This window comes from Lacrimispora sanguinis (assembly GCF_044987295.1).
Lineage (GTDB): Bacteria > Bacillota > Clostridia > Lachnospirales > Lachnospiraceae > Lacrimispora > Lacrimispora celerecrescens_B.
Genome location: NZ_CP173277.1, coordinates 527575 through 540069 on the forward strand (window position 1 = coordinate 527575; position 12495 = coordinate 540069).

General features: G+C 41.6%; 11 protein-coding genes. 9 read left to right on the forward strand and 2 right to left on the reverse strand.

Going from position 1 to position 12495, the window contains the following annotated elements; all coding sequences use genetic code 11:
* Window positions 1-39: 39 nt before the first annotated feature.
* From ACHZES_RS02530 to dcd, 7 genes are all read left to right on the forward strand, one after another.
* Window positions 40-1140, forward strand: a complete 1101-nt coding sequence (locus tag ACHZES_RS02530; RefSeq protein ID WP_395548505.1) for an ABC transporter ATP-binding protein — start codon at window positions 40-42, stop codon at window positions 1138-1140.
* 11 nt (window positions 1141-1151) lie between these two features.
* A complete protein-coding gene (locus tag ACHZES_RS02535) occupies window positions 1152-2018 on the forward strand; it encodes a carbohydrate ABC transporter permease (protein WP_395548503.1) in 867 nt (288 codons plus the stop codon).
* Window positions 2018-2926: a carbohydrate ABC transporter permease gene (locus tag ACHZES_RS02540; RefSeq protein ID WP_395548501.1), complete on the forward strand. Its 909-nt coding sequence runs from the start codon at window positions 2018-2020 to the stop codon at window positions 2924-2926. Before ACHZES_RS02535 ends, ACHZES_RS02540 begins: the two co-directional genes overlap by 1 nt.
* A 65-nt stretch (window positions 2927-2991) precedes the next feature.
* Window positions 2992-4386, forward strand: a complete 1395-nt coding sequence (locus ACHZES_RS02545) for an ABC transporter substrate-binding protein (RefSeq protein WP_038284360.1) — start codon at window positions 2992-2994, stop codon at window positions 4384-4386.
* A gap of 321 nt (window positions 4387-4707) precedes the next feature.
* Window positions 4708-5565 carry a Cof-type HAD-IIB family hydrolase gene (locus ACHZES_RS02550; protein ID WP_038284362.1) on the forward strand — a complete coding sequence of 286 codons (858 nt, stop codon included), beginning with the start codon at window positions 4708-4710 and terminating at the stop codon, window positions 5563-5565.
* A 367-nt stretch (window positions 5566-5932) separates the two neighbouring features.
* Complete coding sequence (locus ACHZES_RS02555) at window positions 5933-7468, forward strand: LCP family protein (RefSeq protein WP_038284377.1); 1536 nt, start codon at window positions 5933-5935, stop codon at window positions 7466-7468.
* 18 nt (window positions 7469-7486) lie between these two features.
* On the forward strand, window positions 7487-8020 hold the full coding sequence (gene dcd, locus ACHZES_RS02560; RefSeq protein WP_038284365.1) for a dCTP deaminase: 534 nt from the start codon (window positions 7487-7489) through the stop codon (window positions 8018-8020).
* An 83-nt stretch (window positions 8021-8103) separates the two neighbouring features.
* On the opposite strand, the gene ACHZES_RS02565 is transcribed toward dcd, so the two are convergent.
* The gene (locus tag ACHZES_RS02565) at window positions 8104-9126 is read right to left on the reverse strand and encodes an AI-2E family transporter (protein WP_038284368.1); all 1023 of its coding nucleotides are present in this window, start codon (window positions 9124-9126) and stop codon (window positions 8104-8106) included.
* A gap of 246 nt (window positions 9127-9372) precedes the next feature.
* On the opposite strand from ACHZES_RS02565, the gene ACHZES_RS02570 reads away from it, so the two are divergent.
* Both ACHZES_RS02570 and ACHZES_RS02575 read left to right on the forward strand, forming a co-directional pair.
* A complete protein-coding gene (locus ACHZES_RS02570) occupies window positions 9373-10599 on the forward strand; it encodes an MFS transporter (protein WP_395548498.1) in 1227 nt (408 codons plus the stop codon).
* Window positions 10600-10601: 2 nt separating this feature from the next.
* A complete protein-coding gene (locus ACHZES_RS02575) occupies window positions 10602-10904 on the forward strand; it encodes an ArsR/SmtB family transcription factor (RefSeq protein ID WP_395548496.1) in 303 nt (100 codons plus the stop codon).
* 121 nt (window positions 10905-11025) lie between these two features.
* Here the strand turns inward: ACHZES_RS02575 and eam are convergent, their stop codons facing one another.
* Window positions 11026-12288: a glutamate 2,3-aminomutase gene (gene eam, locus ACHZES_RS02580; protein WP_038284371.1), complete on the reverse strand. Its 1263-nt coding sequence runs from the start codon at window positions 12286-12288 to the stop codon at window positions 11026-11028.
* Between the last annotated feature and the right edge of the window lie 207 nt (window positions 12289-12495).

Sequence of the window (12495 nt, forward strand, 5' to 3'; positions counted from 1 at the left end):
TAAAATGAGTTTTAGATATGCAGAAAGGAACAGTGACCTATGGCAAGTTTGTCTTTTGTAAATGTGTGTAAAACCTATAAAAACGGCCTCACCGTTGTTAAGGATTTTAATCTTGATATCAAAGACAGGGAATTTTTAATCCTGGTTGGCCCATCCGGCTGCGGGAAATCTACGACACTTCGCATGATCGCAGGGCTAGAAGACATTACTTCCGGCGAATTGTGGATAGACGGGCAGCTTATGAATATGACAAGCCCCCAAAGCAGGGACTTATCCATGGTATTCCAGTCTTACGCCCTTTATCCTCATTTAACGGTCTACCAGAATATGGCCTTCGGCTTAAAGGTACATAAAGTCCCGAAGGACGAAATAGAAAAACGAGTAGGGCGTGCGGCGGAAATCCTTCATATCAGCCATTTGCTTGACCGGAAGCCTTCTGCCTTATCAGGAGGGCAGAAGCAGCGGGTTGCCATTGGAAGCGTGATTGTCCGCCAGCCAAAAGCTTATTTAATGGACGAACCTCTGTCCAATCTGGATGCCAAGCTGCGGTCACAGATGCGCGTAGAGCTTGCTAAAATCCACAGAGAACTGGGAGCAACCATCATTTACGTCACCCATGACCAGGTAGAGGCAATGACCCTTGGAACCAGGATTGTAGTCATGAACAGCGGGGTAATCCAGCAGGCTGCGTCTCCGAATGACATCTATGAGAATCCTGTTAATAAATTTGTGGCTGGCTTTATCGGTTCCCCTTCCATGAATTTCTTCCCTGTCTGGGTAACGCGAAGAGAAGAGAAGATCTGCCTGGAATTTGGTAAAAACAAGCTGATTGCCAACGAAATCTGCTCAAAACGGCTGGTGGAAGACGGTTATGTGGGAAGGCGTGTCTACTTAGGGATCCGGCCAGAAGACTTCCAGGAAGAAGGATCAGAAGAACAGAAGATCTTATTCGATGTGGAGATGAAAGAGGTCCTTGGGGCGGAGATATTATTCCATGGCCGAATCAACAGAGATGAGATCTGTGTACGGTTAAGTCCCAATGTTAAGGCAGAACCCGGAGAACGTTTACCGATTTATGTAGATATGGATCGTATCAAACTGTTCGATATGGATACAGAGCAAAATATTATATACGTTTAAGGAGCCTTCTTATGAACATAAAAACCTTTGTGAAGAAAGCAGGGCCTTATGTCTATATGGTCCCGGCTATGGCAGTATTTGCAGTATTCTTGTTTTTCCCGTTTTTTAAAACTATATATTTAAGTCTATATAAAACCAATAAAATGGGCCAGGCCAAGCTTTACGTCGGTCTTTTAAACTATGCTGACCTATTAAAATCCCCGTCTTTTTTCAACAGCCTCTTAGTAACCGCAATATTTGTTGTAATCGTCGTATCAGTAAGCATGCTTTTAGGGCTCATTGCTGCTGTCCTTTGCAGCAAAACCTTTCCCGGGATCCGGATCTTCAGCACTGCATACGCCCTTCCAATGGCCATTGCTTCCAGTTCCGCGGCCATGATATTTAAAATCATGCTTCATCCTTCCATAGGAATTGTTAATAAGATCCTGGGATTCCATATTAACTGGATCAGCGACCCCAAGTATGCACTGGCCTGTGTCGCCCTGCTGACAGCCTGGTTAAACAGCGGAATTAACTTTCTTTATTTCAGTGCCGGGCTTAGCAATATTGATGAGACTATTTATGAAAGAGCCTCTGTGGATGGGGCAAATTCCATTCAGAGATTTTTCTTCCTGACGCTTCCCGGCTTAAGCCCTATTATGTTTTACACCCTGGTGGTCAATATTATCCAGGCATTCCAGTCCTTTGGCCAGGTTAAGGTACTCACTCAGGGCGGACCCGGAGAATCTACTAATTTAATCGTTTACTCCATATACCGGGACGCCTTTTTTAACTACCGCTTCGGGAGCGCAGCCGCCCAGTCCGTGCTGTTGTTCCTCATCATCATGATCCTCACCTTATGTATGTTCCGTCTGGAAAAGAAGGGGGTAAGCTATTGATGGATTCCGTAATTACTACCGCAGCCAAAGAAATAAACCGGGACGAACTGGAGAAACTGAAACGGTCCGCCACTCAGAAGGCACTTTTTCGCAGAAGGGCAGGAAAGTTTGCTCTGGTCATCGTAAATCTGGCCATGTCCATTTTTGTACTGCTTCCGCTTTTATATGCGGTCAGCATTGCATTCATGCCTTCCAGTGAGCTGTTCACAACAGAGATGAACTTAATCCCCGGAAATCCGACCCTTGAGAATTTTCGTCAAGCCATGGTTAAAATTCCTTTAAACCGGTTTATTGTCAATTCCTTTTTCGTGGCAGGCTGTATCACATTTGGACAGATCCTGTCCTGCTCCCTGGCGGCATTTTCCTTCTCGTTTCTGGATTTTAAGGGTAAAAACCTTTTGTTCATGGTTGTCATGGCTACCATGATGATACCGGGAGAGGCCACTATCATCTCAAACTATTTAACTGTAAGCGGGCTGCATTGGCTTGACAGCTATAAGGTTTTAATCATTCCTTATCTTACCTCAGCAATGGGTATTTTCCTATTTCGTCAGTTTTATAAATCTTTTCCAATATCCTTATATGAGTCAGCAAGGATGGACGGTTGTTCCAACTTAAGATTTATTTACAGCATCCTGATCCCACTTACCAAGTCTGCAATCGGTGCTATGGCAGTCTATACCTTTATCAATGCTTGGAACATGTATATGTGGCCTCTTCTCGTTACCGGTTCCGACCGTATGAGAACGGTTCAGATTGGAATTGGAATGTTAGACAGCGTGGACTCTCAGTCCATCTCTATGATGATCGCAGGTGTTGTCATGATCATCATTCCATCTATCTCTGTTTTTATCGCAGGGCAGAGACAGTTGATCCGTGGAATGTTCTCAGGAGCAGTCAAAGGCTGACCTGATTCAGAGGTTCGATAAGCCAAGGCTATCGAATATACAAAAAAAAATTTGGAGGAAAGAAGATGAAGAAAAGAACACTTGCCATGTGTATGGCAGTCATGATGGCAGCAGGAGCATTGTCCGGCTGTGCCAAGCAGACAGGAACAGAGACGAATAGTGCCAGCTCACCGGCTGCGGAAACTCAGACAACTGCTGCCCAGATTGCTGAAAGCTCTGACAGCCCGAAAGACACCACCATAACATTCTGGCATTCCATGGGAGGCGTAAACGGAGAAGCCATCGATACTCTTGTAAAGAAGTTCAATAAAGAAAACACTTCCGGAATAACCGTAGAAGCCCAGTATCAGGGCAGCTATGACGATGCCATCAACAAGCTGAAAAGTGCTCAGATCGGCAATATGGGCGCTGATCTGGTTCAGATTTATGACATCGGTACCCGTTTCATGATCGATTCCGGCTGGGTCATTCCCATGCAGGAGCTGATCGACGAGGACCATTGGGATTTAACTCAGGTGGAACCAAACATTGCAGCCTATTACACAGTAAGCGGAAATTTGTATTCCATGCCTTTTAATTCCTCCACCCCAATTCTTTATTATAATAAAGATATCTTTACGAAAGCCGGTATTGCGGATATTCCTGACAGCCTTCCGGGGATTGAAAGAATCGGTGACGATCTTATAAACAAGGGCGGAGCCGGAGAGGTGATTTCCTTAGGTATTTATGGCTGGTTCTTCGAGCAATTCACCTGCAAACAGCAGGCTTATTATGCCGACAATGGAAATGGAAGAGAAGATGCGGCAACGGCAGTCGATTTCGATAAAAACGGAGCCGGTGTAAAGACCTTAGCAGCATGGAAAGACTTATCGGATAAGGGTTATGCACCGAATGTGGGTCGAGGCGGTGATGCAGGGCTTGCTGACTTCAGTGCAGGAAAAGCAGCCATGACTCTGGGCTCCACCGCATCTTTAAAACAGATATTAAACGATGTGAACGGCAAATTTGAAGTGGGAACTGCATATTTTCCTAAAGTAAGCGACGATGATAAAGGCGGCGTTTCCATTGGCGGAGGTTCCTTATGGGCATTAAACAATGAGGATCCTGCAAAGCAGCAGGCTGTATGGAAATTTGTAAAATTTCTGGTTTCCCCGGAAAGCCAGGCCTACTGGAACTCCCAGACCGGTTATTTCCCTGTCACGGTTGCCGCTCATAATGAAGCCGTGTTCAAAGACAACATTGCAAAATACCCTCAGTTTAAAACAGCCATTGACCAGCTTCATGATTCCACACCTCAGTCTGCCGGAGCACTCCTTAGTGTATTCCCTGAAGCAAGGCAGATCGTGGAAACAGAGATCGAGAACATGATCAACAACAAAGGGACCCCGGAAGATACCGTTGCTAAGATGGCAGAAAGCATCAATAAGTCCATTGAAGACTATAATCTTATTAACAACTAGATAACACTTAGGAAGGATATTGACAGATGAGAACAAAAAACTGGATATACAGATGACAAAAGATGGAAGACTGGCTGCGATACACGATCTTCCGCTACAAAGGAATTGAGAAGGAATAAAAAAAGCTGGATTGGAGGGTAGAGTCATCTATTCCTCCTTCCATCACCCCAGCATTGTGAAAGTAAAGAAATTAAATCCAAAACGTTTGGACCGTAAATGATAAAAGCATGATGGAAAACCTTGCAGAACAGGGAATTGAAGCGATCATTACTAATTACCCAGATATTGCAAAAGAAATTGTAGAAAAGAAAGGATGATCATATGATACGATTAGTCGCATCTGATATGGATGGAACTCTTTTAAACCGGTATGGAAAGGTTTCCCCCTTAAATATTGCCGCCATTGAAGCACTTAGGCGGAAGAACATCGGTTTTGTCGTCTGCACAGGCAGAAACTTTGCCGATGCTTCCGCCCCCCTAAAGGAAGCTGGAATTTCCTGTGACATCATTTGCATGAACGGAGCCGCCGTTTTTGATAGCTGTGGAAGACAATTGAGAAAACAACCGCTGTTTAAAGCCCAGGTAAACCGCATTCTTAACATTTGCCGGCCGTTTTCAGTTCTATATGATTTTATGACAGAAGAGGGGAGTTACACCACCTCTACTATGGAAGAATTTCGGAAAAGCTTTGAGGATAAGATTTTTCTCCCCATGGTTTCCGATGAGCATACCTATGAGACCATTGCGAAGCGGTTTCGTTTTACAACGGAGGATGTACTGCTTGGATCATCATGGGAGATTTATAAAATGTCTGTTGTCCATGAAAACCCAGAGGTCTTAAGGCAGATTCGCTATGCTTTAGATAGAGAAGAAGGAATCTCAGTTGCTTCATCGGCCCCTTCCAATCTGGAGCTGACGCACATCGGTGCGCAAAAGGGATCTGTTCTGATGGAATATGCAGCAAGCACCAACATCCATCCAAGAGAAATCCTTGCCATTGGAGACAGTGAAAACGACCTTTCCATGCTCACCCTTCCCCTGGGATATACCATTGCCATGGGCAATGCCTCGGAAATAATAAAACGCAGTGCACGCCTTATAACCCGAACGAATGATGAGGATGGGGTTGCTATTGCCATAGACGCCTTGGTCATTTCTGAAGCAGCCGCAATCTATTGATTCTTTACCAATCTTAATCACTATCAAATTTTAATTTCTTTTTACTTCCCAATTATAGGTTCAAATAAACCTGGCTGATAATCGCCATTACCTTGCCAAGCTTTTCGTTGAGCATTTCCATCTGTACAGCTGTTATAACAAAAATGGTAGTGATGATATTTTTATTGCGCTCTAATTTTGTAAAAGGTATTTGAATAAAGATTTCCACGAGTAATTTTTAACACTGGTCAAGGGAAATATTTTGTGTTACAATAAAAAGCTGATTGACTGATAAAATTAAGAGAAAAGCAAGATATCATAGGCCTATTTTTGATAGAATGGATAGGATCTGCCAAAGAAAATATTGGAAAGGATTGATGATTCGATCATGGATTATGAGGATGAATTAGACCGTATGCGGGATCGCAAAAGTCGGGAGGGCAGTAAAAGGACGGGAAGTGCAGACAGAACGCCACCGACAGAAAAAAAGCGCCAGTCGCAGACGGTAAGAGGAGATAGAACTTATTATAGTGCAGGTGATGGAAGAAACCCACGTGTACGCTATAATGGACCGCAAAATGGCAACAAACATAAAGCAAATAAGAAACGAAAACGAAAACACAAGCAGCGTGTCATATTAATGGAGCTTGCAATTTTGGCGTTGGTACTGATAGCCGGAGTGTTCCTGTTCAAACAGCGTACTCATCAGAAAGGTTATTGGACCATTGCAGTTTTTGGCGTAGATTCCCGGGATGGGAAAGTGGAAAAGGGAGCCTTATCCGATGTGGAAATGATCTGCAACATCGATAAAGCTACCGGTGAGATAAAACTGGTATCGGTTTTCAGGGATACATATTTAAAGATTGACAGCAAAGGAACCTATCACAAGATCAATGAGGCCTATTTTAAAGGCGGCCATAAACAGGCAGTGGATGCACTAAATGAGAATCTGGATCTTGCCATTGACGATTATGCAACCTTTAACTGGAAAGCCGTTGCTGATGCCATTAACATTCTGGGTGGGGTTGATTTGGAAATTACAGATGCAGAATTCGCCTATATCAATGGTTTTATTACAGAAACTGTTAATTCCACGGGAATCGGCTCCTATCAGCTGAAAAAACCGGGGATGAACCATTTGGATGGAGTACAAGCTGTGGCTTATTCCAGGCTCCGTCTCATGGATACGGATTTTAACCGGACAGAGCGCCAGCGCAAGGTAATAGGTCTTGCAATGGAGAAAGCGAAAAAAGCTGATTTTGGTACATTAAGCACTCTGGTTTCTACCGTATTTCCACAGATATCTACCAGCATTGGCATGAATGATGTTCTATCCATTGCCAAAGGAATCAACAAGTACCACATAGGAGAAACAAACGGTTTCCCATTTTCACGTACTACCATGAAGATCGGCAAAATGGATTGCGTTATCCCTACCACATTAGAGAGCAACGTCATCCAGCTCCACCAGTTTCTCTATAATCAGGCCGATTATTCTCCTTCATCAGCAGTAAAAAAGATCAGTGACAAGATCGCCCAGGAAAGCGGCATCAAAGATCCTGGAAAGAATGCTCCAACCGGTGGAAGTTCAGGCGGTAAGAAAAAAGAGAATTCGTCATCTAAAGATACCGCTCCTGCACAAACGGAAGCTGCCACAGAGGAAAGTGTAGCAGAGACCACCGCAGAAAATACGAAAGAAGTGATTCCGGAAACAACCGAGCAGGAGACGGAAGTTCCTACCAACGATGACGGAAGCCTGATCGGGCCTGGGGCCAATATAAAGGAAACAAAGGAAGAGAAGAAACCGGAGAAAGAAACAGAAAAGGAAACAGAAAAGGAAACAAAACCGGAAAAAGAAACCGAAGAAAATCCGGGAATACAGGAAGGTCCGGGATCTGGCGGAGCGATCGGTCCGGGCGTATAGGAGAAAGGAAATTATGTTATGATTTTATCTGATAAAACAATTCTTGGGATGCTAGAGGATAAAACGCTGATCATATCACCTATGGAAAAACACCAGATTCAGCCTGCCAGCGTAGATATCAGGCTTGGGAATACGTTTTGTGTTGTAGAAGACACAAGCAATGGAATTATTTCCTTAAATGATGAGATACGTTATAAAACCATTGAAACGGATCGGTATTTGCTTCTGCCTGGACAGTTTGTACTTGCCACCACCATGGAATATTTCTCTTTGCCAGATAATCTGACTGCCTTTGTGGAGGGCCGCAGTTCCTTGGGACGGCTGGGGTTGTTCATACAAAATGCAGGCTGGGTGGATCCAGGATTTAAAGGTGAAATCACATTAGAGCTTTTTAACGCAAATAGATGCGCGATCGAGCTAAGTGCAGGCCGCCGCGTAGGACAGCTTGTTTTTGCACAATTAGATGATCATGCTTTAAATCCATACAATGGAAAGTACCAGGGACAAAAGGGTGCAACTGCTTCAAAGGTTTTTATGGATATGGATTTATAACGATAAAAGAGATCAAGGTCAGCCGAACTTATCGGCGGCCTTGATCTCTTTTTAGGGTGAATCACTTATGTCTATTACGCTTTCTACTGATTATTAGTCTCTACCTTAATATCTAAAATATCCAGGAAAAACATGAATAACGGAATACCAAAAAGCAGTCCCCAGACTCCAATATAATGTTCGCTCACCATCAGAATAAGAAATACCAAAAATACGGGAATCTTTGTTTTTGCAGACATTAATTTAGGGTTTAACACATAGGTTTCCAAGGAATGGAGAACCGCTATCATTACAATTACTTCTACGATTTTTATGGCGCCTCCAATGTTAAATGCAATGATTGTTAGGGGAATCATAGATATAATCACCCCGGCAACTGGAATCAGTCCCAGAATAAAAATCATGGCCCCAAGTCCCAATGTTTGCGGAAATCCCATAACTGTCAGGGCTAATACAGACAGAAAAGAGTTAATGAACGCAATTACTATCTGTAATTCAATTACTTTTCCAAAAGAATTTAAAAACTTTTTCCCATAGAACGTAAAATATTCATACAGGAAGGAAACTTTGCTCTGTTCCATGTGCTTTAAAAACGCAACGATTTCATCCTTCTCCAGTAAGAAAAGAAAGCTTATCAAAAAGGACATTAATAAATTGATACTAAACGTACCTGCTGTTGCAACAAATCCCAAAAGATGGCTTTCCGCTAACCGGATGTAAGCATCGATCTGATCCTCCGGTATGATATTCATCAGATTCATGTCGAATTTTGACTGAACCTGGCTCAAGTCAAAGGTAGAGATCAAATTTATGATATCAAATAACTGCTGGGTGACCTTTGGAATATAGACAATTCCGGATATGGTGAAAAACAGTAGAATTATTATGTACATGAAAATAGTAATCAGTTTTCGGCTGATTCTCATACGGGTATTTACCTTCTCATATAGAAACCTTTGCAGCTGACCAAATATAAATGTAACTATAAATATGAGTAAAAGCTGATTCAGCATTCCTCGAAAGAAATACATAAACAAAACCAGCAAAACAATACTTAAGATCTTTTTTACAAGTGTATTATTGATAATTCCATCAAACTTATCCATTCCTTTTACCTTTCAATCTTCAAGACATGTATTTATAAATCATGTACCATTTATTTCAATTTAGACCTGTATTCCAATTATAATATAAGAATAACGCTTTGGAAATACCCGGACATAAATTTGTAAAATCCATAATGACTTCTTAACAACGCCATGCTTAAAATTTTATTTATAGCATAACATATTGACATTTATCGATATGAAACTTATAATGTTTTCTTAGCTACTAAATTAGGGGAGAATATTATGAAAACATCCGTAACAAATTGGAAACGAAATTTTTATACGATATGGGCAGGTCAGGCATTTTCGCAATTCTCAAGTTCTGTTCTGCAGTTTGCGATCGTATGGCATTTAACTGACAAAACCGGTTCCGCTTTGGTTTTATCTGCCGCCATGATGATGGGGTTCCTGCCGCAAGGAATCTTAGGTCCTTTCATCGGTGTTTTCATTGACCGTTACAATAGAAAAATGATTATGGCAGTCTCCGATTTAATTATTGCAGCGGCCAGTTTTATCATGGTTATCGCAGGGCAGATGGGCGTTTTATCCACAGAACTGATTTTATTGGTTCTACTGATCCGTTCCATAGGATCTGCCTTTCATACGCCTTGTCTTCAGGCAGTGACACCTCAGATTGTACCGAAGGATCAACTAACAAGATGTTCCGGATATTCACAGGCTCTGGAATCTATTTCTCAATTATTTAGTCCTGCGTTAGCTGCAGTTCTCTATCAGTCATGGAGCTTAAGCGGTATCATCTTCCTTGATGTTATAGGAGCATTAATTGCAGTTTTTATGTTGGTAATATCAGTAATCCCGGAATTAAATCATAATGAGAACATAGGAAAAATACACGTTTTAAGAGAGGCAAAAGAAGGTTTTCAAATACTTCGAACAAAAAAAGGAATGCTGGGTTTAGTTTTAATAGGTACTCTTTATACCTTAGCAATGATGCCGACCAGTGCATTGTTTCCATTAATGAGTATGTCATATTTTCATGGAACCAGCACAAATGCAAGTGTTGTTGAAATTGTATTTTCCATTGGTCTGCTGATTGGCTCTTTGATATTGGGCAGATGGGGAGGAACTAAAAATAGAATTTATACAATAATCGGTTCTTTTCTGTTAATGAGCTTTAGTTTGTTTGTCTCAGGATTCTTGCCGCCTGGCGGCTTTTTAGTATTTGCTGTATGCTCCTGGTTAATGGGAATTTCCGGCCCATTTTATTGGGGAATGTATACACCTTTGCTGCAAAGTAAATTTGAAGCGAAGTATTTAGGGCGGGTAATATCGCTATCCAGCAGTATCCGGTTAATCAGCGGCCCATTAGGACTTTCTGTTTCCGGAGTTTTTGCAGAGAGATATGGGGTGGAAAAGTGGTTTCTGATTGCAGGAGCACTGGTTTTATTTGCCTCATTTTTATGTCTGGTCATACCTTCAATAAGGAATTGTGATGCAAAGGAGGAGTGATTATGGATAAATACAAGAAAAATGCTAAAATATTGAAAGCTTTCTGTGATGAGCAAAGGCTTGCCATATTAGAGTTATTACAAGAGGGAGAGAAGTGTGCCTGTGAATTGCTTGATAAACTGGACATCACCCAGCCAACCTTGTCCCACCATATGAAAATTCTTTGTGATTCAGGGATAGTAGCAGGCCGTAAGGATGGGAAATGGATGCATTATTCAATCAGTGCTTCCGGGGCAGAACATGTTAAAAAGCTCATAAATGAAATAACCATGGTAAATCCGAATAAGCCAAATCGTTGTAGTTAAAGATACCTTTTAATTTTAAATTACTAAAAAGCATAGATGGAATGCTAGCAAGAAACTAACAAAGTAGTCATCTTGTCCGGCATTCCATCTATGCTTTTTGTGAATCTCGATATCCGCTTACTTAGGACTCCAGATAATTCCGGATATCCTTTGTTTCATGATCTTCATATTTAACAATATTTCCTTCCCAGGTTCTTAACTGAACATAGCCTGGCCCTCGGGATACAATGTAATTAGGAAAAATAGGAGTTTTTCCCAATCCCTTGGGTGCATTTACTATAAACGTTGGGATCGCCATACCTGAAGTATAGCCTCGTAAATATTCCATGATCTCTATGCCGTCTTCAATGGAAGTATTAAAATGAGCGGTTCCCTGAACATGTTTTGCATGAAAGATATAATAAGGTCTTACCCTGCATTTAAGCAACTCATGATTGAGCACCCGCATGATATACTTATCATTGTTAATTCCATTTAACAATACGGCCTGATTTCCCAAGACGATCCCAGAATCAGCCAATTTTTCACATGCTGCTTTTGACGCTTCCGTAATTTCTATGGGATGATTGAAATGTGTATTTATATAGATCGGATGATATTTCTTCAGCATGGAGCATAATTGATCCGTGATCCTTTGAGGCATGGTCACCAGACATCTGGTGCCCAGGCGGATATAATCAACATGAGGGATCTCTTTTAACTGCTTTATGATCCACTCAAGGTAATCATCAGGAAGGCATAAGGCGTCCCCGCCGGTGATTAACACATCCCTGATTTCTTCATTTTCTCTTATATAATCAATGGATTCCTGAATCATTTTACGGGATCTATGGACATCTTCCTCCCCGATATTCCTTCTTCTCTGACAGTGCCTGCAGTACATGGCACACTCATTTGTCACATTAATAATCAGCCTGTCCGGATATCGTCTTGTAATACAGCCTGCAGGATTTGTAAATTCTTCCCCCATAGGATCAAGATCCATACAGGTATCCTCCAATTCTTTATAGGTTGGAATGGATAATAAGCGTATAGGATCATATTTGTCATCCGGATCTGCCAGACTTAAGTAATATGGAGAAACCGCCCATCTGAATTCTTTCTCCACCTTTTTGATACGCATTTTTTCTGTTTCACTTAATAAAATGATTTTACTTAAGGTCTCAACATCCGTTATCCTATGAGTTAACTGCCACTGATAATCATTCCAGTTTTCTTCTGTGGCATCCAGTACCTCTAATATTTTGTTTTTCCTCTTAATGAATTCTGCCTCTAAATCCATTCCTTTGGGAATCCTCTTGCGAGCCTCTAAAAAATCTTCGATCCGCCCCTTTAATTCCTCTGCCCGTTCAATTGATACCTGTTGATTTTTGCTTTTTCCCATATGATTTCTCCTTACTTATTTTATTCACTCCGTAAAAAACAAACTTCCTATGGAGATTTTTGCAACGAAAAACGAAAGCTTCTCTACTTTTATGAAACAATCAGTTTATGTCTAAGTTTTATTTTAAGTACTACTGCGGGATGATTGGATAATACATGTGTTTTTTCCGCCACCAGCCGGAATAAGGCTTTGCATGTTGGAAAATGA